Here is a 24,703-nt window from a genome sequence, read left to right on the forward strand (position 1 = left end):
AGATTACTGCGTTAGCCGCGAAATCACACTACTGGGACAGCTGTGACTTCCTTGAGGAGATGGTTCCACCGGCAGTGCCCGCAGACCTCGACCACGTGGACTGTCACCGGGCCCACTTCCGAAACAATGCGGTCGATCTCCTCTTCACTGCGCGCCGTGCCCGAGCGCCGACCGAGGTTGTCACCGTAGATCCAGGAGACCTCACGCATCGGCTCGCTGCATATCGGGCACGCGCGGGGTGTGACGGTTCCGTGGTGGTCCGCAGCGGCCCGGAGCAGGAAATCGGCGTCGCACACGTCCTCGGGTCGCACTCGTCCTTTTCGAAAATCCTTCAGCGTCATGCGTCGGCGCCACTCGTGCGAAACTTCCCTGCTGTAGGCGAACACGCGCCCTATCGTACCGGGCCGGGGCAGTGTTATGATTTGCGGACAGTTAGTTTCGACAACGTAAGCCGAGGAACGCATGGCACATAACGAATCCGCGGAGAACCCCGCCACCACAGCGCCGGACCCGTACGCCATTGCAAAGCGCATCCGTCCCGCAATGACGAGCTTGTACGTCATGTACTTCCGCAACGCGCAGCAGTCCGACCTCACGGGACCGCAGCTTTCCATCATGACGAGGCTGCAGGAGGATGGACCTTGCCGCATCAACCGCCTAGCGGAAGCTGAAGGCGTGCGGATGCCGACCGCCTCCAACACCGTCAACCAGCTCGAGAAGCGCGGGCTCGTGCGACGCATCCGCGACGAGTCGGACCGCCGGGGCGTCAGCGTCGAAATGACTCCCGAAGGAGACGCAGAGCTCAGCCGCGTCGGTGAAGAGCGCACCAAATACCTGAGCGACATGCTGGGTTCTCTGCCCGAGGACGATCTTTTCCGTCTGGACGAGCTCGCAGAGATTGTGAACATCTTGGCGGATAACTATGTACACGACCGCAGTGCGGACTCAAAAGAATAAGGCCTTATGATGGGGGTCACCTTCTTGTCAACCCCAGGTAACCCGCATGTCACTTTGGCCCGATTCCACCCATTCCGCGTGGGCTGTTGATTCCGACAGCCCACTGCGGATCGTCGCCGGATGGAACGAGGCCGACACCGAAACGATGCAGCTCGCGTGCTGGCTGGGAAAGTCGACGCCGATCAGCGTACAAGTCGTCGCCAGCGCCCCAACGACGTGGAAGTCCCCGGGAACAGCCAACGAGCGGGTGTTCCGGAAATGGCTGCAGGAAGAGTCCGAAACTTTCGCGCAGAAGGCGCACTCGTTGCTGAAGAAGCATGTCGAAAGGAACCAGTGGGCGGCACAGCCGGCGCGCATGATGGCCTCGACAAACGAATGCGCGTCACTGCAGCAGGCGGCGCAAGATTTTGGGGCGGATCTCGTGCTGCTCGGATCGCGCGCGGGTAGACCAAAAGGAACCTTTTTCATCTCGTCCGCCGCTGACACCCTGCTGGAGACGGCCCCGCGGCCGCTGGTTGTAGCACCGAAGAACCTTCGGTTGTCCAAGAAGGGGGTCACGCGCGTGAACTACCTCTTCCTCGGCCGCGACGGATTCCACCACGACTCGGGATTGCAGAGCGCCGCTGGATTGGCGGTGCGGATGGGTGTGCCGATCCGGTTGATCGTCATGTCCCCCGACACCCTGTCGGAGGCCGATTTCGACGCGAGTATCGATTCCCCTAACAACACCGCCGAATGGTACGAATCCTCCCTCGGCCAGCTCGATCATGTGCGCGACACGGTAATCGAGTCCGTACCGGCCGCATTACCCGCCGCTCACTCCGCCTCGACAAGCCCGCTCGTCGTGGAGGCGGAGGTGGCAGTCGGCCGGGGCTGGAAGAAAGCGGTGCACTCCGTGCAGTGGAAGAAGGGGGACCTAGCCTGTTTTGCGTTCCGCCACCAGAACCAGCTGAAACGCGTTTTCTCGCACAGCTGCACCGGTGCGTTCCTACGCCACGTCCCCACCCCGGCCCTTATCTTTCCGCGCTCGACTGCATAGGGTGGTGGGCATGCAGCACCACAGCGAGGAGCACCCGGAGAATTTCCGCCCGGCCCCCACCGACCGCTACAACCGGGTCCGCCCGGAACCTAGATCGTTTGACGAGCTCGCGTCCGGCCCGGATCCGTTGGAGGTGGAGCGCCGCAACCGGGCGTCGACACGCGAGGCTTTGATGTACGCTGCCGGAACTGTTCTTACGACCTTCGCAGTAGCTTTCGTCCTCGCGCTCGTCTCGCGGTTGCAGGGTGGCCCGCTTTGCGACGTCGGCGATGCGGCCTGGCTGTGCACCCCCGGGTGGAGAATGTGGTGGGCGGTATTGTCCTCGATCGTCCCGGTCGCAGGCCTGCTGGGCTGCGCCGTGATCATGGTGCGCAAGCTCAACCGCTACGAGCGCTGGGTCCCATGGATGGGCGTGTTCTGGTTGCCCATCGTGCCGTTCACCATGTGGTGGCTCACGGTTACGATCGGCATCATCGCGCTCGACAGCGCCCGCTAACTACCCGGCAGCGTTAGCGCCCGCCGCAGCGCATTCCGCGCAGTAGGGGTTTTCGGCACGGCAGGCATCGCAGCTCAGATATTGGCTGCGGCAGTGGGGCTCGTTGTCGCAGTTGTGGAACTGGTTCGCGGCCTCCCCGCAGTGGGCGCAGTAGCCGAGCTGCACGTAATCCGGGTCGCCGGGGGCTCCGAACTCGGTGTGCATGCGCTTGTCGAAAACGTAGAGCGAGCCTTCCCACAGACCTGAGTTGCCGTACTTTTCCCCGTAGCGAACGATGCCGCCGTCGATCTGGTAGACCTCCTGAAATCCCCGGTTGATCATGAGGCTCGAGAGAATCTCGCAGCGGATGCCGCCGGTGCAGTAGGACACCACGGGTTTGTCTTTCATCCAGTCGTACTTGCCCGATTCGAGCTCGGTGATGAAGTCGTGGGTGGTTTCCACGTCCGGAACGACCGCGTTCCTGAACTTCCCGATTTCCGCCTCGCGGGCGTTGCGGCCGTCGAAGAACACAACCTCCTCCCCCTTCTCGGCGACGAGCTCGTTGACCTCCTGCGGTGAGAGGTGGGTACCGCCGCCGACAACGCCGTGCTCATCAACCTTGAGTTCACCGGGCACGCCGAATGCCACAATTTCATCGCGCGCCTTCACGCTGAGCTTGGGGAAGTCGTCCTTGCCGCCCTCGGACCACTTGAACTCCATGCCCCGGAAATACTCTTTGGTCTTTCGCGCATAGGTCTTGCAGGCGTCGATATCCCCGCCGACGGTTCCGTTGATCCCGTCCTTCGACACGATGATGCGCCCGTGCAGATCCAGCCCTTCACACAGGTCCCGCTGCCACAGCCTAACCGCCTCCGGGTCGACGATGGGCTGGAACTTGTAGTACAACAGGATCTTGCTGGTCATGGCCTACAGAGTTTAGAGGTCGTACATCCGAAACGAAATTGCGGGCGTCTGCGCGCACCCACGCTGTCAGAGGGTGCAAGCTCGAGTTCCATGCGCCCGAGCCTACCCATTGTTCCAGCTATTTCTTGTGGTAAAGCGCTTTCTTCCAGTACTTCGGCTCGGACGTAACCAGCACGCCGAGGTTGCGGAAGATGCCCTCATCCACGGAGCCGAGGATGGTGGTGGTGTGCGCGTCGCAACCGCGCAGCCGGGGAAGCTGCTCCAGGGCGCGCGCCGCGTCGGGGTTGCGCGCGGCGGAGGCGGACAGGGCGATCAGCACCTCGTCGGTGTGCAGCCGCGGGTTCGACGAGCCGAGATAGGTGGTCTTGAGCGACTGGATCGGTTCAATCGAGTCCGGGGACAGCAGGTGCACCTCATCCGGGATTTCCGCCAGCGCCTTCAAGGCGTTGAGGAGGACTGCGGCCGACGGCCCGAGCAGGTCGGACGTCTTGCCGGTCACAATGCGGCCGTCCGGAAGCTCGAGCGCGGCACCAGGCTGGCCTGTGGACTCGGCAACCTCAAGGGCCGGTGCAACGACCACACGCATGGACACTGAACACTCGGCCTTACGCATCACGTTGGAGATGCGGTCGGAGAAGGTGGAATCGCGGTCGGACCGGCGCTCGTCGACAAGCTCTTTGAGATAGCGGCGGATGATCTCCTGCTCGGCGGCGTGGCGGCACGCCTCGTCGTCTGAAATGCAGTATCCGGCCATGTTCACGCCCATGTCGGTTGGCGACTGGTACGGCTCTTCTCCTGTCACCTCTTTGAGCAGGGACTTCAACAGCGGGAAGACCTCGATGTCGCGGTTGTAGCTGGACACCTTCTCCCCATAGGCTTCGAGGTGGTACTGGTCGATGACGTTAATGTCATCGAGATCGGCGGTCGCCGCCTCGTACGCCAGGTTCACCGGGTGCGACAGGGGCAGATTCCAGATAGGGAACGTCTCGAACTTGGCATAACCGGCGGGAATGCCGCGCTTATGCTCGTGGTACACCTGCGACAGGCAGGTCGCGAGCTTGCCGGAGCCCGGGCCCGGCGCGGTCATGACGATGAGGTCGCGCGTGGTTTCCGCGTACTCGTTGCGGCCGAAACCCTCCTTCGACACGATGCGCGCGGTGTCGTTCGGGTACCCGGGGATGACGCGATGGCGCGAGACCCTCAGACCGAGTCGCTCGAGGCGCTCCACAAAGGCCTCGGCCGGGGCATTACCGGGCTCCAGTTGGGTGACCACGACGTTCTCAACGAGGAATCCCCGCTCGCGGAACACATCGACCAGGCGCAGAACGTCGTCTTCGTAGGTGATGCCGAGGTCGGCCCGAACCTTCTGGCGCACGATGTCGCCGGCGTTGACGCACACCATGATTTCGACTTCGTCCTTGATGCGTTCCAGCATCGCGATCTTGTTGTCGGGGGTGAAGCCGGGCAGGACACGCGAGGCGTGGTGGTCGTCGAAAAGCTTGCCGCCCATCTCTAGGTAGAGCTTCCCGCCTATCTCCGCCCGCCGGGCGCTAATGTGCTCCGACTGCATTTCGATGTACTTTTCACGGTCAAAACCGATGGCGTACGGCATGAGGGCGCCTTTCTGTCGCGCTAAAGAAATAACGCCTCCCAAGTCTAGCGCGTATAGGCGCTAACGCCCCCACCCCGACACTGTGAGATTTGTTGTACCCGGGGTCGGGGGCCGTTCGCGACTCCCAGACTACGCCAGGCCGTGGACCTGCTTGAACTCGCGGCGCTTCGCGTGCAGGATCGGCTCCGTGTAACCCGACGGTGACTCGGTGCCCTTCAAGATCAGGTCCTTCGCAGCCTGGAAGCCGATGGACTGGTCGAAGTCTGCGGCCATCGGCAGGTAGTTGGCGTCACCCGCGTTCTGCTCGTCGACGACCTTGGCCATCCGTTCGAGCGACTCGATGACGTCCCGCTCGGAGACCACACCGTGGACCAGCCAGTTCGCCAGAATCTGAGAGGAGATGCGCAGGGTCGCGCGGTCCTCCATGAGGTCGACGTTGTGGATGTCCGGCACCTTGGAGCAGCCGACACCCTGCTCGACCCAGCGCACCACATAGCCCAGGATCGACTGGCAGTTGTTGTCCAGCTCCTCGCGCTTTTCCTCGTCAGACCAGTTGTCGCCGTCGGCAACCGGGACAGTGAGGATGTCATGGAGGCTGTCGCGACGACCGTTGCTCCGCAGTTCCTCCTGGATAGCGGACACGTCGACCTGGTGGTAGTGGGTGGCGTGTAGCGTCGCACCCGTCGGCGACGGAACCCATGCGGTGTTCGCGCCTTCCTTCGGCTGGCCGATCTTCTTCTCCACCATTGCGGCCATGTGCTCGGTCTCGGCCCACATGCCCTTGCCGATCTGGGCGCGACCCGGCAGACCGTGCTCAATGCCCGCGTCGACGTTGTTGTTCTCGTAAGCCTGCTTCCAAGCGGCCGTCTGCAGGCCCGCCTTGCGCACGAACGGCCCGGCGTACATGGAGGTGTGGATCTCGTCACCAGTGCGGTCGAGGAAGCCGGTGTTGATGAACACCAGACGGTCGGCCGCGGCATCGATGCAGGCGTCGAGGTTGACCGAGGTGCGGCGCTCCTCATCCATCACACCGACCTTGACGGTGTGCTGCGGCAAACCGAGGATCTTCTCCACACGGTCGAAGATCTCGTTGGAGAAGGCAACCTCTTCCGGACCGTGCTGCTTCGGCTTGACGATGTACATGGAGCCGGTGCGGGAGTTGCGGTGCGGGTTGTCCTCGCGGATGCCCGGGATGGCGGAGGCAACGGTGATCAGACCGTCGAGCAGGCCCTCGGGTACCTCCTCGCCATCCACGAGGATGGCCGGGGTGGTCATGAGGTGGCCGACGTTTCGGCACAACATCATCGCGCGACCGTGGAGGCGGACCTCGTCGCCGCCCTTGGCGGTGTAGTAGAGGTCATCTTCCTGGGTGCGCTCGAAGGACTTGTCGCCCTTGGCCACGGTCTCGGAGATATCGCCCTTGTTCAGGCCGAACCAGGTGGCGTACGCGGCGGCCTTGTCGGTGCCGTCGACTGCCGCAGAGGAGTCCTCGAAATCCATGATGGAGCTCACAGCGGCCTCGAGTACGACATCCTTGACGTGCGCCTTGTCGCCCTTGCCCACCGGGTGCTCCGGGTCGATCTGGATGAGGATGTGCAGGCCGTTGTTGCGGAGCACGATGGCTTCGGGGTTCTCCGCGTTACCCTGGTAACCGACGTAGACCTCGGGTTTCGCCAGCCCCACCCCGTTGGTGCCGATGGTGGCACGGAACTCACCACCCGAGACGGAGTACTTCTCCACGTCGGAGTGGGATGCCCCGTCAAGCGGAACCGCCTTGTCGAGGAAGTCGCGCGCCCAGGCGATGACCTTGTCACCGCGCACCGGGTTGTAACCCCTGCCTGGCTCGGCACCCCCGTCCTCCGAGATGACGTCGGTACCGTACAGAGCGTCATACAGGGAGCCGAAGCGCGCGTTGGCGGCGTTGATGGCGAATCGGGCGTTGGTGATGGGCACCACGAGCTGCGGACCCGCGACCTCGGAGAACTCCGGGTCGACATTCTCGGTGCGGATCTGGGTGTCGCGCGGCTGCTCTACGAGGTAGCCGATTTGGCGAAGGAACTTCTCGTGCTCCACCGGGTCGGGTCGACCTGGGTTTGCACGGTAGTACTCGTCCATCTGGCGCTGCAGATCGTCGCGGCGCTCGAGCAACGCCTTGTTCTTGGGGGTCAGGTCAGCGAAGTAGCTCGCGGCTTCTTTCCAGAACGTGTCCGCGTCCATGCCGATCTCGGGCAGGAGAGTGTCGGCGACGAAGTCGTGCAGCGGCTTGGCCACCTGCAGGCCAGCAACCTGGACGCGTTCGGTGCGGTCCTCGAACGTGGGAGTAGTCATAAAAGCGCGTTCCTTTCAGCGAGAGTTCCTAATGTTATGTAGGACTTTCTACCCGAGGTTAGTGAGGCCGGTCACGGAAGTAAACGAGTCTCAGGGCTTCGCAACCCTCGACCACCCCCGTTTGTTTTTTGGTTTATCCCGCACCCGGTACCGCTACCCCGCTTGACACCCCCTCCCGGTTGTGCCTGCAAACGCGCATAAAATGCACCCACGCAGGGCAAGTTCCACCGCGCCGGGCGGGGTGCGGGGGTGAAGCTTAACAAAGTTAACAGATCTGACCCGTCCCCCCGTGCGAAAACTAACACGGCAAAGATGTTGACGCAGATCACCCCCGAAGCAATACTGGTAACAACGTCACCCGTTCAGTGTCGCAATTCACAACCGGCGTGATTGGCAAGCAATGGCACAATTTTCCCACCGAAAGGGGCAAGCATGACCACCAACACCGGCAAGGCACGCACCGCAGCCGAGATCCAGAAGGACTGGGACGAGAATCCCCGCTGGGCAGGCATCCAGCGCGACTACACCGCCGAGCAGGTCGAGAAGCTCCAGGGCACCGTCGTCGAGGAGAACACCCTCGCAAAGCGCGGCGCCGAAATCCTCTGGGAGGGTGTCACCCAGGGCAACGGACAGTACATCCACGCTCTCGGCGCCCTGACCGGTAACCAGGCTGTGCAGCAGGTCCGCGGCGGCCTGAAGGCCATCTACCTCTCGGGTTGGCAGGTCGCTGGCGACGCCAACCTCTCCGGTCACACCTACCCAGACCAGTCCCTGTACCCGGCGAACTCCGTGCCCAACGTTGTCCGCCGCGTCAACAACGCGATGCTGCGCGCCGACGAGATCGCCCGCGTCGAAGGCGACACCTCCGTCGACAACTGGGTCGTCCCGGTCGTCGCTGACGGTGAGGCCGGCTTCGGCGGCGCCCTCAACGTCTACGAGCTGCAGAAGGCCATGATCGCAGCCGGCGCCGCCGGCACCCACTGGGAGGACCAGCTCGCTTCCGAGAAGAAGTGCGGCCACCTCGGCGGCAAGGTGCTCATCCCGACCCAGCAGCACATCCGCACCCTGACCTCCGCTCGCCTGGCAGCTGACGTCGCCAACACCCCGACCGTCGTCATCGCCCGCACCGACGCCGAGGCAGCAACCCTGATCACCTCGGATGTTGATGAGCGCGACCAGCAGTTCCTCACCGGTGAGAAGTCCGCAGAGGGTTACTACTACGTCAAGAACGGCATCGAGCCCTGCATCGCCCGCGCGAAGAGCTACGCTCCGTACGCCGACCTGATCTGGATGGAGACCGGTACCCCGGATCTCGAGCTGGCCAAGAAGTTCTCCGAGGCCGTCAAGGCCGAGTTCCCGGATCAGCTCCTCGCCTACAACTGCTCCCCGTCCTTCAACTGGTCCAAGCACCTCTCCCCCGAGGAGATCGCGAAGTTCCAGAAGGAGCTCGGCGCAATGGGCTTCGCCTTCCAGTTCATCACCCTGGCTGGCTTCCACTCCCTCAACTACGGCATGTTCGACCTGGCCCACGGCTACGCACGCGAGGGCATGACCGCCTTCGTCGACCTGCAGAACCGCGAGTTCCAGGCTGCCGAGGAGCGCGGCTTCACCGCCGTGAAGCACCAGCGCGAGGTTGGCGCAGGCTACTTCGACTCCATCGCCACCACCGTGGACCCGAACACCTCCACCGCAGCCCTGAAGGGCTCCACCGAGGAGTCTCAGTTCTAGTCCCACCTTTAAGGAACTAGCACGTTTTGAGAGAGGGGAAGCCTGTGAAGGTTTCCCCTCTTTCGCCTACCACCCGAATTTCCAAGGAGAGAACCGAGATGCCTTCCTGCATGACAACCGCAGACATCGCCGACCTCTACGGCGACCAGGAGCAGCTGGCAAGCTGCGACACACAGTTCTTCAACTACGGCGGAAACACCGAGTTCTGCGGCGAGATCGCCACCATCAAGTGCTTCCAGGACAACGGCCTGGTGAAAAAGACTTTGAACTCCCCCGGCAACGGCCGCGTGCTCGTCATCGACGGCCACGGCGGGCTGCACACCGCGCTGATGGGCGACATGATCGCGCAGGCCGGCGTGGATAACGGCTGGGCCGGTGTTGTCATCAACGGTGCGATCCGTGACTCCGCGGAGGTGGCGAAGATGCCCTTCGGTTGCAAGGCGCTCGGCACCAACCCGCGCAAGTCCGCCAAGGACGGTGCGGGCGAGCTCAACGTGCAGGTCTCCTTCGGTGGAGTGGTTTTCCACCCGGGCCACTTCCTCTACGCCGACGCGGACGGCATCGTGGTCACTGCAGAGGCGATCGACCACTAAGATCGGCTAGATGCCCGAAGGCCATGTCATACACCGGCTCGCCGCGCACCTGAACTCCAGGTTCCGCGGCGGGCCGCTGGCTATTTCTTCACCGCAGGGCAGGTTCGAGACTTCGCTTATCGACGCCTCGTCCCTCGCCCTGGCCGAAGCCCACGGCAAGCACCTCTTTATGACGTTTTCCACCGGGCACATCGTCTACGTCCATCTGGGCCTGATTGGCAGTTTCCGCTTCGAGCCGGCAGCGGACGTGTGGGGACAAATCCGGTTGCGGCTGGTCGCGGGCGAAGAGGCCGCCAACCTGCGCGGCCCCCAGTTCTGCCGTTACGTCTCCCCCGCCGACATGCAGGGCATCCTCGACCGCACCGGTGAAGACCCGCTGCGCGAGGATGCCGCGCCCGCGGACCTGTTCGCGCGGGTGGGGGCGTCGAAACGCGCGATCGGCTCGCTCATGATGGACCAGAAGATGTTCGCGGGTGTCGGAAACATCTACCGGGCCGAGGCGCTGTTTCGCCAGGGCATCTCCCCTTTCCTGCCCGGTAACGCGTTGACGCGGGTGGAGTTCGACGCCATCTGGGCGGACCTGGTGGCGCTGATGCGCTACGGCGTCGACCACGGGCGCATCGACACCGTGCGCGACGAGCACTCGCCGGACGCGATGGGCCGTGACCCGCGCAAGGACGACCACGGCGGCGAGGTGTACGTCTACCGCCGCGCCGGTGAGCCGTGTTTCGTGTGCGGCGCGCCGATCTCGGTGCGCAAGGTTGAGGGGCGCAACCTGTTTTGGTGTCCTGGCTGCCAGCCGGGAGGGTGAAACGTCACGGTGAGGGCATTTTGGGGCGCGTTTCCCCAGGCGGTCACAGTGAGGAAACGCTTCACAGTGACATCTCTCCTACAGTGGAACCATGTTGGCCTACACGTCTGACCAGATCCGGGCGGCCGAGCAACCGCTCCTCCACGCCCAGCAGCACCCCGACGAACTGATGCAGCAAGCGGCGCACGCCGTGTTCCAGGTCGCCGGCGTGATGGCTCCGCACGGGAGGGTCCTGCTGCTGGTGGGCAAGGGCGGCAACGGCGGCGACGCCCTTTACGCCGGAGCGGAGTTGGCGATGACCGGGCGCGCGGTGGACGCGCGTCTCGTCTTCGGCGAAGCCCAAGGCCGCGCGCGAGAAGCGTTCGAGAACGCGGGCGGCACCGTCATCGATCAGCCCGGCGACGAATACTCGCTACTCATCGACGGTGTACTAGGCATCGGCGGTGCGGGGGACCTGCCGGAGGAGGTCAGGCGGGCGACCGAGGGCGCAAACGTTCTAGCGGTCGACGTGCCGAGCGGAATCAGCGCAGACACGGGAGTGCGGGGTAAGAACCACCTCAGCGCTAACGTCACTGTGACGTTCGGCGGATGGCGCCTGGCACATGGGCTCGCACCGGAATGTGGCACTCAACTGCTCGCCGACATCGGCGTCACCGGACGCAGCCTCAGAGACGAGCTGTCAAAGGTGGCGGGCACCCCGATCTACCGGGCATCGGGACCCGAACGAGAGTGGCCGGAGGGCATCACCCAGTTGCGACCTGCGCGGGTCCGCAACCCTGAGCCCGGCTTTTACGACGACAAGTACACCGGGGGCGTCGTCGGCATCCGCGCGGGCAGCGGCACCTACCCCGGCGCCGCGATCCTGAGTACCGCGGGAGCTGTCGCGGCGACTCCGGGTATGGTGCGTTACGCTGGGCCGCAGGCCCTCGAAGTAGTCCGCGCTCACCCCGAAGTGGTGGCCACTGAGACACTCGAGGACGCCGGGCGCGTACAGGCATGGGTGTTCGGACCCGGCGCGGGCACGGACGAAGCTGCACGGCGGGAGCTCGAGTGGGTGCTGAGCCAAGAGGTCCCCGTGCTTATCGACGCCGACGGTCTCACGGTCCTGGAAAAACACCAGTGCCTGCGGGAAATCACCCTTAAACGGGGAGTGCCTACCGTCGTGACACCCCACGATGGGGAGTTTCAGCGTCTCAGCGATGCAGCCGGTGTGGGGGACACTGATCGCTTCCACGGCGCCATCGAACTCGCTGAGACGCTCGGGTGCACCGTCGTACGCAAGGGCCGCGCGACTATCGTCGCCCACCCCGACGGCAGCGCCGAGGTGATCGACGCCGGAAACTCCTGGGCCGCCACACCCGGTTCCGGCGACGTGCTTGCGGGGATCATCGGGGCGCGCATGGCGCGCGACGGGGCGCAAGATCCACAGCGCGCGACCGAAGGCATCGCAGCGTCCGCGTCAATCCACGGGCAGGCCGCGTACCTCGCGGCGCGGAGCGAGTGGGGCGACGCCCAGACGTCGGCAAGCGAGATTGCGCGGCATGTTCGGGCGGCGACGGCTAGATTGGTGCGGTGAGATTACCCGTTGTCCCGTTGGCCGCGATGAGCTTCGCGGCATTCGTTTACGTCACGTTCGAGATGTTCGCCGTGGGTCTGATTACCCCCATGGCCGCCGACCTCGGCGTGACCGAGGGGCGGATCGGGCTGTTGATGACGGTCTACGCCGCCATCGTCGCGGCGGTGACCATCCCGCTGATGCACCTCACGCGCAGGTGGGACCGGAAACCCCTGTTCACCGGGACCTTGATATTCTTGCTGGCAGGGGTAGTGCTCCAGGCGCTCGCCGTGAACTACGCGATGCTGGTTGTCGCACGCGTCGCTGCGGCGCTGACGCACGGGTTGTTCTGGTCGCTGGTCAACCCGATGGCGGCGCGGCTCGCCGCCCCGGGGCAGACGGGCAAGGCGGTGGCCGCGGTGTCTATGGGTTCGACGATGGCGCTAGTGTTCGGTTCACCCGCCGCGACGTTTATCGGCGGGATGATCGGCTGGCGCAGCGCGACGTGGGTGCTGGGCGTGTTCGTGGTGGCGTCGTTTGCGGTGCTGGTAGCCACGTTGCCGCCGATGTCCGCGGTCGTGCCCGGCACCGCGGCGCGTGGTGAGGGGGAGCGATCCGCTATCCCGTCGCTGGTGGTGTTTCTCACCCTGGCGGTGACCGCGCTGTTCACCACCTACACCTACCTGGGTCTGATTGTGGAGAACACGTCCGGGCCGGTGTGGGTCGCGGCCGGGTTGTCGCTCTACGGAATCGTCGGCATCGTCGGGGTGCTGTGGGCCGGGCGCCGCGTGGATAAGCGCATGATCCGCCTCAACGTCGCGCCGACCGCGGTGATGGTCGTTTCCGCCGGAATCGGGCTCGCCGCGCTGGCGCTGGAGGGGACCGTCGCGATGGCGCTCACCGCGCTGTTCATCATTGTCTTCGGCATCGGCGCCGGCGCCTTGCCCACGGTCGCCACGACCATCTTTCTCTTCGCTGGGGGTGCGAACCAGGACCGGGCATCCGCGATCTACGTGGTCACCTTCCAGGTGGGCATCGCCGCTGGCTCGGCGCTCGGGGCGGCGGCCGTTGACGGGGGAGTGCTGGCGGGCACGCTCGTCTCTACCGCCGTCTTAGCGGCAGCTGCGGGGGCGGTGCTGGCGCTGTGGTCGCGGCCGATTCTGCGGTAGGAAACGCTATTAAACCCCGCGCCCGGCGGGGCACGACACGTGTAACCTTAGTGGTGGTTTAGTCCCCGCGCTCTCCCCGTGAGGAAGACGACCATGCCGACCTCTCTTACTCGCATTGCCGCCGCCCTCAGTTCCGCCTTCGCCCTCACCGCCTCCGCCTGCTCATTCGCTCCGGAGCAGTCGGGGAACGAAACACCCGCACCGACCACGACAGTTACCACGAACACGTTCCTTGACACCCCTGCCAATTCTTCCGGTGAGCCGCCCATAAGCACGGAACCCAAACAGCTGGTAGCCCCGGCCGGGGCTCCTGCGCAGGCACCCCGGGGTGACACCGCGAGCCGCCCCGGCAACCTGAACGGGCAGGACGTCACCGTCTGCACCGCCGGGGACGGCTGGGGGGTATCAGAGCTCGCGGTGAACGCGCACACGAGCTGCGACTTCGCGTTCAACGTTCTCGGAGCCATGGCGGAAGGCGTCCCAAGCACCGAGAATATTCGCAACTACCTCCCGAGAACGGTCAACGCGAAGAGCCCGGTGACCGGAAAGTTCTACGAGATGTACTGCGCCGATAACGGTGTCGGGATCATCACGTGCACGGGCGGGAACAACGCCGAGGTCATTCTCCAGTAGGGCTGCTACACCCGCGCGTGCTCGAGCGAGGTAACGCGACCGTCCCTGACCTCGACCACGCGGTCGCGCTCCGAGATTAGGGAGCGGTCGTGGGTGACGAACGCGCCGGCGATGTTGTTCTCCTCGATCAGGGTGCGCAGCAGGGCAACGATCTCGTGGCTGCGTTCGGAGTCGAGCGCGGCGGTGGGCTCGTCGGCAAGCACGAGCTGGGGCTCGCCCATGAGAGCGCGGGCGATGCCGACGCGCTGGCGCTGCCCGCCGGAGAGCTGCTCCATCTTCCGGTCGCCGAGGCCCTCGAGGCCGACGGCGGCAAGGAGCTCGTCGGCACGGTCCCGGCGCGGCGAGCGTCCGCGCATGTGGTCGGTGACCAGAAGCTGCTCGCGCACGTTGAGGGCCTTAATCAGGTTGGCCTGCTGGAAGATCATGCCGATCTTATCCAGCCGCACCTTGTCGTCGACGGGTTCACCGCAGACGAGCACCTCGCCCGAAGTGGGCGTAATCAGCCCGGCGGCCGCGGAGAGCAGCGTGGACTTGCCCGAGCCGGACTCGCCGACGATGAAGGTCAGGTGGCCGGGATCGGCGGTGAAGGAGACGTTGTCGAGCGCGGTGAGGGTGCGGTCGCCGTCGGGGTAGGTGACGGTGACGTTGTTCATTTCCAGGTTCTTGGTGTGCATTTAAGCGATACCTCCGAGGGCTTGCTGCGGGTCGATCTTGGTGATGGAGCGGGTGGCCAGCCAGGCGCCGGCCATGCCGAGCGCCCACAGCGCGAGCGGCGGGCCGACGATGGTGAGCGCGCTGAGTGCGAACGGGGCGGCCTGTGCGGCGGCGAGGCCGAGACCGAGGGCAATGACGGCACCGCCGATGACGCCGACGGCGAGGATGAGCGCCGCTTGACCGAGCGCGTCCTTGCGCAGGTAGCTACTCGACGCCCCGAGCGCCCGCAGGATGGACAAGTCGCGGGTGCGCTGGATCGTCCACACGGTCAGGAAGGCGACGGTGACCACCGCGGCGATGGCGTAGAGGAAGCCCTGGATGAGCTTGAGTGAGCCCTGCTCGGAGCCGTACGCGGGTAGCGCGTTGAAGGACTTCTGCACGCTCATGCCGGAATCGTCGCTATTGAGCAGCACCGTACCTGCCGCGTCGGTGTGCATTGCGGCCTGCCACGTCTCGGTGGGTACCCACAGGACGGGGGAGTGGGAATAGTAGAGGTCGTCCGCATTTGAGCCCACGCTTATCGACGCCCCTCCGACGCCAACCTCCTCACCGTCAGCGAGGCCGAGGGACTCGGAGGCCACGGCGGTGTCACCCATAACCCCGCCCGTGGGCAATTCGGTGCCTTCGGGCAGACCGAGGACTGCAGCGGAGATCTCCGTGCCGTCGGCGGTGGTGAGCATGGTCTGGCCTGTGCCCAGCGGGATCGCGTTGGATGGGACGTCGCTAAGCGAGATGCGTGAGGTGGAGTACGAGGGGTCCTCCATGTCGCTGAAGGTGACAGATTGGGGGTTGAGCGCTTCGAGCGCGGATGTGTTTTGTTTGCCCAGGCCCGCGGTGAGCCCCGTCAACATGACCACGAGCAGGGTGATCAACCCGACGACACCGACGATGAGGCTGAAGCGGCCCAGGGCGCCTTTGATTTCTCTGATTCCTACGAACATGGTTTAAGTGTGGCGCTGAGCAGGGGTTCTCTACATCGCTAGCGCGGTTGAACTTGGGATCAACCGATCGGTTGATCAGGTGGCGGAGAGGGCGTTTATTGTGTGTACGTGACGATGCCAGAGGGCTTCTTCGTGCCAGCCCGTGCTCACGCCCACTACCCTTGAACCCCGTGAGCAACACCAACCGGATCCTCGTCTTTCTCCGCGTCAGCCTGCACGTGCTCGTCGCGGTTCTGCTCGCCGTCGGCATGGTCAGCGCGCGCGGCAACGTCGCCGCACTGTGCCTGGGCGCACTCTTCGCGGTGGTGTACCTCGCGGGCACGGTCTACCACAACGAGGGCAAGCCCTACACCCCGGCGGTGGCGTACCTGTGGCTGGCGGTGACTGCCGCGCTGTGGGTGGTGATGGCGCTGGTCTCGCCCACCTTCGTGTGGCTGGAGTTCCCGCTTGTCATCCTCGTCAGCTACCTGCTTCCAGTAGGCCCGGGTTTGGTGCTCTCCGCCGCTGTTCTCGCATTCACCCTCACGGTCACGGGACCGGAGAGCGGGGTAGGCGGGCTGGTCGGGCCGACTATCGGTACCGCCATGGCGCTCCTGATCTTCTACTCCTACCGCGCGCTGCGCGCCGAGGCGGAACACTACAAACAGCTCGTAGTGGACCTGCAGGCGGCGCAGATGGAACTGGCCGCCGCCGAGCACGAGGCGGGCGTTTCCGCCGAACGCTCGCGCATGTCGCGGGAGGTGCACGACACCATCGCACAGGGTCTGAGCTCCATCGTTTTGCTCGGTCGCGCCCTAGACAAGCAGCTGGACCAGCAGCTCGACAACCCCGCCCAAGCCCGTGAGACGCTCACCACCATTCGCTCGACGGCGGCAGACAACCTTGCCGAGGCGCGGCGCATCGTCGCAGGTGAGACCGGCCCCCTCGAACCACTGCCCGCGCGGGTGGAGCGCCTCGCCCACGCGGCGGAGGAACGGCAGCGCGCCCTGGGCACCCCATTAGAAGTCCGCGTCAGCGTCGTCGACCTCCCCGAACCCGCCGCCGGTGTCGCTGAGCGCGTCGTGCGAGAGGGTCTGAGCAACATCGTGCGCCACGCGGGGGCGACGCGTGCTGTGGTGACCGTCGATAAGCTGGGGGATCAGGCGACCGTCGACGTCTTCGACAACGGCCGCGGCATTACCGGTGAGGAGGGTTTCGGCCTGCGTGGACTGCGCTCCCGCGTCGCCGAGGCCGGGGGCGAGCTGACCGTCGAGGGCAACGTGCTCGCCGCCACCCTGCCCATCAAGGAGCGCTGACATGATCCAAGTAATGCTTATCGACGACCACCCCATCGTCCGCGCCGGCTTACGCGCCGTACTGGACTCGTTTGGTGACGTTCACGTTGTCGCCGAAGGCTCCTCGGGCGCCGCCATTGACACGATGCCTGACGGGGTTGACCTAGTCGTCTCCGACATCCAGATGCCCGAGGTCGACGGCATCGAAGTCACCCGCCGCCTCGTCGCCGCCGGAGGCCCGCCCGTGCTGATCCTGACCACCTACGACACTCAGGCCAACGTGCTCGCAGCCGTCGAGGCGGGGGCGCTGGGCTACATGCTCAAGGACGCGCCGGAAGCGGAGCTGCACGCCGCTGTCGTCTCCGCGGCCGGAGGGCAGCGGGCGCTCTCGCCGCAGGTGGCGGGCGTGCTGGCGGAGCGCGTGATGCATCCCGACCAGGCGCTGTCGGCGCGCGAGATCGAGATCCTCCAGGCGCTGCAGACGGGAGCGTCGAATCGCGAGATTGCGGGCTCCCTGTTCATCTCCGAGGCGACCGTGAAGACCCACCTGATCCACATCTACGCAAAGTTAGGTGTGGACAACCGGACGGCGGCCGTCGATAAGGCTCGCGAGCGCCGCATCATTTAGGCTTTTCCCATGGCTTCCATCACCGTCGTCGGCTCCATCAACGCGGACCTGTTCGTTCTCGTCGACCGCCATCCGCTGCCAGGGGAGACGCTCCTCGGCCGCGACGGTGGCATCTCCGCCGGGGGCAAGGGTGCTAACCAGGCCGTTGCTGCTGCCAACTTGGGCGCGGTGGTGCGGATGATTGGCGCGGTGGGGACCGACGCGTACACCGAGCCAGCGCTGGAGCACCTGCGTTCCTCGGGGGCGGATCTCAGCTCCCTCGGGGTGGTGGAGGGGTCGACCGGTCTGGCGGTGATCACCGTCTCGGACGACGGGGAGAACACCATCATTGTGATCGGCGGCGCGAACTCGGCCGTCGACGGCAGCTTCGTCGCGGACCGGCGCGAGGCGGTGGAGCGTGCGGACATCGTCCTGCTGCAGGGCGAGATCCCCGTTTCCGGTTTCTCGCAGGCGGTTCACCTGGCGACGGGGCGCGTCGTGGTCAACCTAGCCCCCGTCGTCGACGTGCCGGCCGCCGACTTGTTGCGGGCCGATCCGCTGGTGGCGAACGAACACGAGGCGGGATTGATTCTGACTCAATTAGGCGCGCCCACGGTCCCGCGGTCCGAGGAGGAGATGGCCCTTGCTCTGCGCGAGCTGGGTTTCACCTCCGTTGTTCTCACCCGCGGCGCACGCGGGGCAGTCGTCGCCGAGAGTGACGCCGTGACCCCGATCCCCACCCCGGCCGTCGAAGCAGTGGACTCCACGGGAGCCGGCGACGCCTTCGTCGGCGGGCTGGTCCACCGCCTCGCTGAGGGCGATCCGCTCGTCAGCGCCGCGACGTACGCAGCGCGCGTCGGCGCATTTGCGGCAACCCGGCGCGGAGCGCAGGCCTCGTACCCGACCAGCGCTGACGTGCTTCCCTAACCCTCTCTAACCTTCAGCAGGCTGGCGCGTGAGCGTCAGCAAGCCGGTCAGCGCCACACCCGCGCACACCACAATCGAGGTGGCCATCGCCAGCATCGGGTTCGTCCCCAGCGCAACCAGCGGCGGGACGGAGCCGGCGACGAGGAACTGGAAGAACCCCATCGCACCGCTGCCGGCGCCCGCGCCGATGTCGCGGACGACTTCCACACCCAGCGCCGTGGCGTTGGCCATGATGCCCCCTGCCATGAGCGAGAGCAGGGCGAGCGTGGGCACCGCCAGCACCAGGATCGGGCCGGTGAGCGCTTGGAGGACGAGGGTGGCGCCGGCGAGGGCGTCCATAATCAAAGCCCCTATGAGGGCCCGGCGCGGATGGACGCTCGAGACCAGCCGCATGTTCGCCGCGTTGGAGAGCGGAATGAGAAGCGCCATGGAACCGAAGATCAACGAGTACGTCGTCGGTGAAACCCCGAGCTGGCTCTGCAGAACCAGCGGGGAGGCCGCGATGTAGGAGAACAGCGCACCGAAACCCAGGCCCGAGGCCAGCATGTAACCGATGAACGCGGGGCGCGCCAGGCAGCGCGCGATGCGGGGGAACAGGCCACGCAGTGCGTTGCCGGAGCGGCGCTCGGGCGGGAGCGTCTCGGGAAGGAAGAAGGTGGCGACCGCGATCTGCGCGATGTTGAGCGCCACGAGCGCCCAGAAAACACCGCGCCACCCGCCGGCCGGCAGCAAGACGCCACCGACGACCGGGGCGATGGCGGGCGCGAATCCGGTGATCGCCATGAGCGCGGAGAACAGCTTCGCCGCCTCGCGGCCGCGGGCGACATCGGGGATCACCGCGCGGGCGACCACCATCGTCGACCCGCCGGCAAGGCCCTGGATGAAACGCGCGGCGATGAGCAGCTCGATCGACGGGGCGACGGCGCACAGCACCGACGCCGCGAGGAAGAACACCGAGCCGATCAGGATCGGGCGTTTGCGTCCCGTGCTGTCGGACAGCGCACCGAACAGCAGATTGCCCACCGCCATGCCGAGCACGAAACCCGTGATGGTCAGCTGCGCCATCACCGGTGTGGTGCCCAGGTCCGCCTGCAGGGTGGGCAGCCCCGGCAGGTACATGTCGATGCCGAACGGACCGGCGGCGGTTAGCAGGGCGAGGGCGACGAGCAGGCCGCCGGTCATGGTATTCACCGGTTCATCTGTACCCCTCTGGATGGGGGGTGGCAAAATGTCGGCCGGGTGAGCCGCGCGCGATGACGGTGCGCCGTTTCGCCTCGCGCCCGGTGATTGGGTACGCGGGCGTGGGGGCCGGGGGAGTAGATGCTCGGTTTGGGGTGCTCAATTTAGCTTTTTCGACGCACAAAAGTCCAGGTGACTGCGCACGCCCAGTCATTCGTTGAGCACTGCAAACTGAGCACTGCAAACTGAGCACCGCAAACTGAGCACGGCAAAGCGCGCGGTGCAGGCTAGGTGCGGCCAGTTGCTTTACTGAGCCGCGGCCAATTACCGCGTCGGAAGGAGCGCGCGCAGCTGGGCCGTGATCTGGTTGATGATCGGGCTCAGCGCACCGCCGATCGCGCCACCGAGCTTGGCAACGATCGCGCCGACAGCCGCGATTGCGCCGATGACGCCGACGATGATGCCACCGCCGAAGGAAGCAATGCTGCTGCCCGCCTTGGAGGAACCACCCGCAGCGGTGCTGCCACCCTGGGACGATGCCTTCCCGTGATCGGCGCCGCGGGCGGTCAACCACTGGTCCGGGCCGATTGGGTGGTCAACCATCCGGATCTCACCGATGTTGCCGTACCAGCCGTCCTCCTCGTGGCCCTCCCACGCCGAGGTGCCGAGCAGCCACTTGAAGCCGTCGCCGGCCATGCCCTGCGGGCCGTAGCCGTCGCGCAGGATCGGGGCGCCGTCAACGTACATGGTCACGGACTTGTCCTCCGGGTCGTTGACCACGGCAACGTGCATCCATTGGCCCTTGGGGACCTCGTGACTCCAGTTGGAATGCCCCTCGTAATTGTCACCGAGCGCCCACCAGCGCAGCTCAGTCAGGCTGGATACGCCGAGCATCTGGGCCGGGTCGCCGTCGTCGATGCCGGCTTCCTTACCAGCGTCGGTACCGGAGGCGTCGCGGATCAGCGCATTGGACCAGCCGTGCACATCAGGGTTGAAATCCTCGTCGAGCTTGAGGAAGGCCTCGACTGTGTAACCGTTTTCGAAGTTCTCGGAGTTGATCGGGGCACCGGCGGCGGTCTCGAAGTACGAGACTGCCTGTTCGCTGACGGCCTTGTTCCACTTCAGCGAACCCTTGTCGGAGGACAGATCGTGTTTGTCGGTGGAGTAGGTGATGGACTCGTCCGACGTGCCCGGGGTTAGCGGCACGCGGGTCATGTCCTGGCCGAATGCGACGTCCGGAATCACCGACCCGACGGGGACCTCGTCGCCGTCCTCGAACCCCTTGCCCTGGAAGGTCGCGTGGCCCGGGCGCCAGTGCACAGCGGTGCCCTCGACGACCGGGTAGTCGGTGGTGGACTCAGGCAGGTCACCCTTTTCGACGGTGAACGGCACATAACCCTCGGTGACGATATCCTTCAGGCGGGCGGTGTAGTCGGGGTCGTTGGCGTCCCCAATCGTCCAGGAGTCGTTGAAACCGTTGAAGCGCTCAGCGAAGTCGATCGGCACGGAGTAGGAGTCACCGGAGCCTTCTGGCATGAGGTGGTCGAAGCGGGTCAGCTGGTCGTAGTCCTTGCCCTGCACCCACGGGGAGAACGCTGTCATATCCAGCTTGTTGCCGGTCAGGTCGAACTGGAGCATGCCGGTCAGGCCGTTGCCGCCCAGGTAGGCCATCTGGTAGTCCTGCAGGATGTTGATCACCTGGTGGCCGGCGTCGTTCGTGCTCAGGTGGTAACCGGCTCCGTGGTGGTGACCGGAGATGGTGAGGAAGATCTGGTCGTTCTCGCGGATGAAGTCATCCCAAAGGTGCTCGCCGTAGGACTCGGAGAAGAACACGTTGCCGGAGCCATCAATGTTGGAAATCTCGTGCGCGGTGAGGATGACCGGCAGCGTCGGGTTGGCGTCGATAATGCTCTGCGCCCACTCGAGGGTGGCATCGTTGGCGCGCCAGCCCAGTGCCAGGACAAGGTACTTCTGGCCCTCGGCCTCGAAAATATGGTACTCGGAGTCGACGGGTTGGTTGGCTTCACCTCCGTAGATGCCCGGGGCCTGGAAGCGGCCGCCGAAGGTCTCGTTCTGCCCCGCCCGCGACTCGGGGAAGTAGGACTCGAACGCGGACTTGCCGTCCTCGAACACGTAGTAATCGTGGTTGCCGGGCAGAACCGAGTAGTCCAGCTGCGCGTCCTCCAGGTTCTTCATGGCGCCGGATGCGACGTCCCAGCTCTCACGCACCTTCGCCTGATCCACCAAGTCACCGAGGTGGGTGACAAACTCGGTGTTCAGCTCGCCCTGATGGTCGGCGAGGAACTGTGTCTGCACGTTGAAGGGGTTGGACCCGTAGCGGTCGTTGAAGATGTCACCGGCGGCCTCCGTGCCGTAGCGGGAGTAGAACTGGGTATCCGGCAGCACGCCGAGGGTGAAGCGGGAGCCGAGGTCCTGGGCGTTGGCCGGGGTGAATGCCAACGGCGTCAGCGGGGTGACGAGGGCCAGGGTGAGAGCGGCGGAGATCTTCTTGCGCATAAATCTTCCTTCACGTGATGAGTGGGAACGGACCGGGGCGCCGGTGCCGCAGGAAACGATAAGACTTCCAGGTTTCTCCTATATGAACCGCAGGTGAAAGGTAGAAACAATCCGAATAAAAGTGCACACGCCCACAAACTCCCAGTTTGCCGGGGCAGCGGGGCCCCGTGCACACCTCATTCCACAACCGCCCTTCGCCACCCAGCGCAACTCCGTACGACCAGTATTGTTAGCAACCATGATCGTCTCGCTGCTGATGACAATCGAAGGCTCCCAACCCGTCATCTCCCGCCTGGTCAACGTGGAGGATTCCATGCACCTGGGGGCGCTGTCGCACGTCATCGATGCCGCGTTCGGGTTCTCCGGCGGTGAGAGCCACATGTACATGACCACAGGCAACGGAGCCCGGGAGGTCATCACTAGCAACCCCAGCGAGGGAGAGCGCGCCGAGTCGGACACCACGGTCGCCGCGATGCAGCCGATGACCTATGTGTACGACCCCTCGGCGAATTGGAACATTCACGTCGAGGTTCTGGGCACCTCGCGGCTCGACGGCCCGACGCCGCTGCTTATCGACGCCCACGGGCCCGACGTTGTCGAAGCCTGCAACGGCCCGTCGCTGATGTGCAAGTTCCACATCGAAGCGCGCCGCATCGCCGCCGGCCTGGACCCGAATATGGAGGTGGCCCCGCTTTTGCTCAGCTTCCTGCCCGTGATGAGCCCCGAGCGCCTACTGCAGCGCCTCACTCAGGCGGACCCGGTGACCGTGGCGGAGCGCATCAGCTTCGTCGCGGAGGACCTGATGATAGATTCGGCGAGCCACATGGACGAGGATCCCCGCGCTCCCCAGTTCGCCGCCGAGTTCGAGGACTTCCTGGATTCCCGCCCGGACCTGATGGAAATCATGGCGCTGGACCCGAACCCGGAGCACAACCCGGCGCTGCTTGCCGCCATGGCCGGCTTCTTCGAGGAAAAGCTCGGGGATCCCGCGCCGGCGCCGCTCTACCCCGACTTCGTCCACGACACGATTGTGGCTGTCCTCGGGCATTTTGCCCAGCCCGTCAAGCTCACGGCAAGCGGGAATCTGCCGTCTCGCGTTGTGCGCGCCGTAGGCCGCGAACTGGGCTACGACATACCCCAGAAGCGGCCCCGCGAGGCCTCGCTGCCGCTGCTGACCACCACACGGTCAATTCTCACCGCGGCCGGCCTGCTGGTGGACAGCGACGGCACCGTCCGACTCGGGGAGTACGGCGAGCTTCTGCTGGAGGGCAGCGCAAACCTCGACGAGCTTAACGACGCCCTGCGCCGCGGTTTCGAGCACACCCTGGGCACCCAGGAGTGGCGCGCCATGGTGCGGTGGGTCGCCAAAGAGAACGACATCATCGAATCCGGCCCGCAGAGCGTCCCGGCCGACCTGCCGGGCACGTACAAACTGCTGGAGGCGCTGCGCGTCGTGGAGGAGTCGGAGCGCCCACCCGGGTTCTACGTCACCCACGGCGGCTATTTGCTCATCGAGCGGATGCTAGGCCTGGATGAGCAGTAGCAGGAGTCCAATACCGCCGAGCAGCGTGAGCATCAACGTCATCAACCCCACGCCAAGCACGTTGGGGGAGGCGTACTCGCGAGAGAGCTCCACCGCCTCGGTGCGGTAGGTGCGCCGGTTGACCAGGATAAGCGCGATCGAAAGAGCCGCCAGGAGGATGATCGCGGAGAACACGATGTCCGGGTACGGATCGGACCAGCGCAGGAGCGTAACGGAGCACACCATCATCGCCAGTGCGGTGCGGGTCCAGCTCAATGCGGTTCGCTCGGGTTGCAGCCCCGCGTCGGATACCGGGATGCTCACAGCAGCCCCATGAACACCACGGCGGACGCGATGAAGATGCCGATGCCGAGGGCCGGGATGATGGCGGGCGCGGGCAGCGGATCACCGCGGCGCATCGCGCGCTCCACGCGCACCCAGCGCAGCGCCGCCCCGAGGGAGATCGCCATTCCGAGCAGGATCACCACCGCGGCCGCGACGGTACGCAGACCCGGCGGGATACCGGGGATTTGGAACGCCTCCAGCGCGATGCCTCCGGCCAAAAACGCGAGCGCGGTGCGCGTCCAGGCAAGGAACGTACGCTCGTTGGCGAGGGTGAAGCGCGGGTCCGGTTCGTCACCGTCGGGAAAAACGGCCTCGGTGAACCATCCGCGTTGCTCGCTCATGGTGGCCCAGTCTAGACCAGCATCGCGGCGACGAACGGGACGATGATGACGACCGCACCGGCGGCAATAACCCAGGTCGCTGTCATCCGGTCCCGCAACCCAAGCGCAACCGCCGCCAACCCGCCGAGCGCCGCCCCCGCGGTGTTGAAGATCAGGTCGTCGACGTCCGAGTAACCGGCCGCGAAGACGAACTGGGTGATCTCGATACACAAACTCAAGGCGACACCAATCAACGCGCCGCGCCTGGGATTGCCCGCCAAGAAGCCGACGGGCAGGAAAAGCCCGAGGTTACCGAACAGGTTGAGCCACGGCCCGTACCAGATGGACGGGTTCCAAAACTCGTCGAAGGGGACGATGCGGATCTCCCGTCGTGCCTGGACGGCGCTATTCCACAGGTCACCGACCTCCACGTACGCCTTGCCCATTGTGTAAAGGACGACAACGGCGATAACCAGCAACCACGCCACAGCGGCGAGCGCTGGCGGAGTCGCGCGGCGGGTCGTGTCAATCAT

Annotated in this window: 24 protein-coding genes; 13 read left to right on the plus strand and 11 right to left on the minus strand. The window is 65.3% G+C overall.

What is annotated here, in order from left to right:
- Positions 1–23: 23 nt before the first annotated feature.
- Positions 24–386: a DUF5318 family protein gene (locus tag G7Y29_RS10345; RefSeq protein WP_249399758.1), complete on the minus strand. Its 363-nt coding sequence runs from the start codon at positions 384–386 to the stop codon at positions 24–26.
- 76 nt (positions 387–462) lie between these two features.
- Here G7Y29_RS10345 and G7Y29_RS10350 point away from each other — a divergent pair, with 76 nt between their 5' ends.
- Genes G7Y29_RS10350 through G7Y29_RS10360 form a run of 3 tightly spaced genes read left to right on the plus strand, consistent with a single transcriptional unit; the run spans position 463 to position 2,492 of the window.
- Positions 463–957 carry a MarR family winged helix-turn-helix transcriptional regulator gene (locus G7Y29_RS10350; protein WP_165003241.1) on the plus strand — a complete coding sequence of 165 codons (495 nt, stop codon included), beginning with the start codon at positions 463–465 and terminating at the stop codon, positions 955–957.
- Positions 958–1,003: 46 nt separating this feature from the next.
- Positions 1,004–1,996, plus strand: a complete 993-nt coding sequence (locus G7Y29_RS10355; protein ID WP_165003239.1) for a universal stress protein — start codon at positions 1,004–1,006, stop codon at positions 1,994–1,996.
- 10 nt (positions 1,997–2,006) lie between these two features.
- Positions 2,007–2,492, plus strand: a complete 486-nt coding sequence (locus G7Y29_RS10360) for a hypothetical protein (RefSeq protein ID WP_165003237.1) — start codon at positions 2,007–2,009, stop codon at positions 2,490–2,492.
- Here G7Y29_RS10360 and trhO read toward each other — a convergent pair whose 3' ends face one another.
- From trhO to G7Y29_RS10375, 3 genes are all read right to left on the minus strand, one after another.
- A complete protein-coding gene (trhO, locus tag G7Y29_RS10365) occupies positions 2,493–3,395 on the minus strand; it encodes an oxygen-dependent tRNA uridine(34) hydroxylase TrhO (RefSeq protein WP_165003236.1) in 903 nt (300 codons plus the stop codon). It lies immediately after the preceding gene.
- A 118-nt stretch (positions 3,396–3,513) separates the two neighbouring features.
- Positions 3,514–5,007, minus strand: a complete 1,494-nt coding sequence (locus tag G7Y29_RS10370; RefSeq protein WP_165003234.1) for a DUF1846 domain-containing protein — start codon at positions 5,005–5,007, stop codon at positions 3,514–3,516.
- Positions 5,008–5,136: 129 nt separating this feature from the next.
- A complete protein-coding gene (locus G7Y29_RS10375; protein WP_165003233.1) occupies positions 5,137–7,335 on the minus strand; it encodes a malate synthase G in 2,199 nt (732 codons plus the stop codon).
- A 432-nt stretch (positions 7,336–7,767) separates the two neighbouring features.
- On the opposite strand from G7Y29_RS10375, the gene aceA reads away from it, so the two are divergent.
- From aceA to G7Y29_RS10905, 6 genes are all read left to right on the plus strand, one after another.
- Positions 7,768–9,063, plus strand: coding sequence for an isocitrate lyase (aceA, locus tag G7Y29_RS10380; RefSeq protein ID WP_165003231.1), 1,296 nt, complete (start codon positions 7,768–7,770; stop codon positions 9,061–9,063).
- Positions 9,064–9,173: 110 nt separating this feature from the next.
- Positions 9,174–9,656 (plus strand): ribonuclease E activity regulator RraA, encoded by a 483-nt coding sequence (rraA, locus tag G7Y29_RS10385; protein WP_235933509.1) that lies wholly within the window; start codon positions 9,174–9,176, stop codon positions 9,654–9,656.
- A 10-nt stretch (positions 9,657–9,666) separates the two neighbouring features.
- Entirely contained in the window at positions 9,667–10,467 is an 801-nt protein-coding gene (locus G7Y29_RS10390) for an Fpg/Nei family DNA glycosylase (RefSeq protein WP_165003228.1), read from the plus strand.
- A gap of 91 nt (positions 10,468–10,558) precedes the next feature.
- Positions 10,559–12,043, plus strand: a complete 1,485-nt coding sequence (locus G7Y29_RS10395; protein WP_165003226.1) for an NAD(P)H-hydrate dehydratase — start codon at positions 10,559–10,561, stop codon at positions 12,041–12,043.
- 26 nt (positions 12,044–12,069) lie between these two features.
- Positions 12,070–13,191 carry an MFS transporter gene (locus tag G7Y29_RS10400; RefSeq protein WP_165003300.1) on the plus strand — a complete coding sequence of 374 codons (1,122 nt, stop codon included), beginning with the start codon at positions 12,070–12,072 and terminating at the stop codon, positions 13,189–13,191.
- 93 nt (positions 13,192–13,284) lie between these two features.
- Complete coding sequence (locus G7Y29_RS10905) at positions 13,285–13,824, plus strand: hypothetical protein (RefSeq protein WP_249399759.1); 540 nt, start codon at positions 13,285–13,287, stop codon at positions 13,822–13,824.
- Positions 13,825–13,829: 5 nt separating this feature from the next.
- Here the strand turns inward: G7Y29_RS10905 and G7Y29_RS10410 are convergent, their stop codons facing one another.
- Together G7Y29_RS10410 and G7Y29_RS10415 are read right to left on the minus strand one after the other, a co-directional pair.
- Entirely contained in the window at positions 13,830–14,498 is a 669-nt protein-coding gene (locus G7Y29_RS10410) for an ABC transporter ATP-binding protein (RefSeq protein WP_165003224.1), read from the minus strand.
- Complete coding sequence (locus G7Y29_RS10415; RefSeq protein ID WP_165003222.1) at positions 14,499–15,479, minus strand: ABC transporter permease; 981 nt, start codon at positions 15,477–15,479, stop codon at positions 14,499–14,501. It abuts the gene before it with no gap.
- Between the two features lie 170 nt (positions 15,480–15,649).
- Between G7Y29_RS10415 and G7Y29_RS10420 the strand changes: the two genes are divergently transcribed.
- The 3 genes from G7Y29_RS10420 to G7Y29_RS10430 are packed head-to-tail and all read left to right on the plus strand — an operon-like array spanning position 15,650 to position 18,287.
- A complete protein-coding gene (locus G7Y29_RS10420; protein ID WP_165003221.1) occupies positions 15,650–16,774 on the plus strand; it encodes a sensor histidine kinase in 1,125 nt (374 codons plus the stop codon).
- A gap of 1 nt (position 16,775) precedes the next feature.
- Positions 16,776–17,381, plus strand: a complete 606-nt coding sequence (locus tag G7Y29_RS10425; protein ID WP_165003219.1) for a response regulator — start codon at positions 16,776–16,778, stop codon at positions 17,379–17,381.
- A 9-nt stretch (positions 17,382–17,390) separates the two neighbouring features.
- Entirely contained in the window at positions 17,391–18,287 is an 897-nt protein-coding gene (locus G7Y29_RS10430; RefSeq protein WP_165003217.1) for a ribokinase, read from the plus strand.
- A 6-nt stretch (positions 18,288–18,293) separates the two neighbouring features.
- On the opposite strand, the gene G7Y29_RS10435 is transcribed toward G7Y29_RS10430, so the two are convergent.
- The gene (locus tag G7Y29_RS10435; RefSeq protein ID WP_165003298.1) at positions 18,294–19,469 is read right to left on the minus strand and encodes a multidrug effflux MFS transporter; all 1,176 of its coding nucleotides are present in this window, start codon (positions 19,467–19,469) and stop codon (positions 18,294–18,296) included.
- A 321-nt stretch (positions 19,470–19,790) separates the two neighbouring features.
- On the minus strand, positions 19,791–21,983 hold the full coding sequence (locus G7Y29_RS10440) for a LamG-like jellyroll fold domain-containing protein (RefSeq protein ID WP_165003216.1): 2,193 nt from the start codon (positions 21,981–21,983) through the stop codon (positions 19,791–19,793).
- A 238-nt stretch (positions 21,984–22,221) separates the two neighbouring features.
- Here G7Y29_RS10440 and G7Y29_RS10445 point away from each other — a divergent pair, with 238 nt between their 5' ends.
- Positions 22,222–23,526, plus strand: a complete 1,305-nt coding sequence (locus tag G7Y29_RS10445; protein WP_165003214.1) for a plasmid pRiA4b ORF-3 family protein — start codon at positions 22,222–22,224, stop codon at positions 23,524–23,526.
- Here the strand turns inward: G7Y29_RS10445 and G7Y29_RS10450 are convergent.
- From G7Y29_RS10450 to G7Y29_RS10460, 3 genes are read right to left on the minus strand one after another with little or no spacing between them, the layout of a single operon-like run.
- Positions 23,506–23,829: a DUF202 domain-containing protein gene (locus tag G7Y29_RS10450; protein ID WP_165003212.1), complete on the minus strand. Its 324-nt coding sequence runs from the start codon at positions 23,827–23,829 to the stop codon at positions 23,506–23,508. The genes G7Y29_RS10445 and G7Y29_RS10450 overlap by 21 nt on opposite strands.
- Complete coding sequence (locus G7Y29_RS10455) at positions 23,826–24,191, minus strand: YidH family protein (RefSeq protein ID WP_165003210.1); 366 nt, start codon at positions 24,189–24,191, stop codon at positions 23,826–23,828. The genes G7Y29_RS10450 and G7Y29_RS10455 overlap by 4 nt, the downstream gene beginning before the upstream one ends.
- An 11-nt stretch (positions 24,192–24,202) precedes the next feature.
- A complete protein-coding gene (locus tag G7Y29_RS10460) occupies positions 24,203–24,703 on the minus strand; it encodes a VanZ family protein (protein WP_165003208.1) in 501 nt (166 codons plus the stop codon).

Source organism: Corynebacterium qintianiae (genome assembly GCF_011038645.2).
Lineage (GTDB): Bacteria > Actinomycetota > Actinomycetes > Mycobacteriales > Mycobacteriaceae > Corynebacterium > Corynebacterium qintianiae.

Coding starts and splice junctions, on each gene's coding strand:
- G7Y29_RS10400 (WP_165003300.1), top strand. CDS start 12,070: ATGAGCTTCGCGGCATTCGTTTACGTCACGTTCGAGATGTTCGCCGTG.
- G7Y29_RS10410 (WP_165003224.1), bottom strand. CDS start 14,498: ATGCACACCAAGAACCTGGAAATGAACAACGTCACCGTCACCTACCCC.
- G7Y29_RS10375 (WP_165003233.1), bottom strand. CDS start 7,335: ATGACTACTCCCACGTTCGAGGACCGCACCGAACGCGTCCAGGTTGCT.
- G7Y29_RS10355 (WP_165003239.1), top strand. CDS start 1,004: ATGTCACTTTGGCCCGATTCCACCCATTCCGCGTGGGCTGTTGATTCC.
- G7Y29_RS10440 (WP_165003216.1), bottom strand. CDS start 21,983: ATGCGCAAGAAGATCTCCGCCGCTCTCACCCTGGCCCTCGTCACCCCG.
- G7Y29_RS10370 (WP_165003234.1), bottom strand. CDS start 5,007: ATGCCGTACGCCATCGGTTTTGACCGTGAAAAGTACATCGAAATGCAG.
- G7Y29_RS10350 (WP_165003241.1), top strand. CDS start 463: ATGGCACATAACGAATCCGCGGAGAACCCCGCCACCACAGCGCCGGAC.
- G7Y29_RS10425 (WP_165003219.1), top strand. CDS start 16,776: ATGATCCAAGTAATGCTTATCGACGACCACCCCATCGTCCGCGCCGGC.
- trhO (WP_165003236.1), bottom strand. CDS start 3,395: ATGACCAGCAAGATCCTGTTGTACTACAAGTTCCAGCCCATCGTCGAC.
- G7Y29_RS10460 (WP_165003208.1), bottom strand. CDS start 24,703: ATGATTGACACGACCCGCCGCGCGACTCCGCCAGCGCTCGCCGCTGTG.
- aceA (WP_165003231.1), top strand. CDS start 7,768: ATGACCACCAACACCGGCAAGGCACGCACCGCAGCCGAGATCCAGAAG.
- G7Y29_RS10430 (WP_165003217.1), top strand. CDS start 17,391: ATGGCTTCCATCACCGTCGTCGGCTCCATCAACGCGGACCTGTTCGTT.
- G7Y29_RS10435 (WP_165003298.1), bottom strand. CDS start 19,469: ATGACCGGCGGCCTGCTCGTCGCCCTCGCCCTGCTAACCGCCGCCGGT.
- G7Y29_RS10455 (WP_165003210.1), bottom strand. CDS start 24,191: ATGAGCGAGCAACGCGGATGGTTCACCGAGGCCGTTTTTCCCGACGGT.
- G7Y29_RS10905 (WP_249399759.1), top strand. CDS start 13,285: ATGCCGACCTCTCTTACTCGCATTGCCGCCGCCCTCAGTTCCGCCTTC.
- rraA (WP_235933509.1), top strand. CDS start 9,174: ATGACAACCGCAGACATCGCCGACCTCTACGGCGACCAGGAGCAGCTG.
- G7Y29_RS10395 (WP_165003226.1), top strand. CDS start 10,559: ATGTTGGCCTACACGTCTGACCAGATCCGGGCGGCCGAGCAACCGCTC.
- G7Y29_RS10445 (WP_165003214.1), top strand. CDS start 22,222: ATGATCGTCTCGCTGCTGATGACAATCGAAGGCTCCCAACCCGTCATC.
- G7Y29_RS10415 (WP_165003222.1), bottom strand. CDS start 15,479: ATGTTCGTAGGAATCAGAGAAATCAAAGGCGCCCTGGGCCGCTTCAGC.
- G7Y29_RS10360 (WP_165003237.1), top strand. CDS start 2,007: ATGCAGCACCACAGCGAGGAGCACCCGGAGAATTTCCGCCCGGCCCCC.
- G7Y29_RS10390 (WP_165003228.1), top strand. CDS start 9,667: ATGCCCGAAGGCCATGTCATACACCGGCTCGCCGCGCACCTGAACTCC.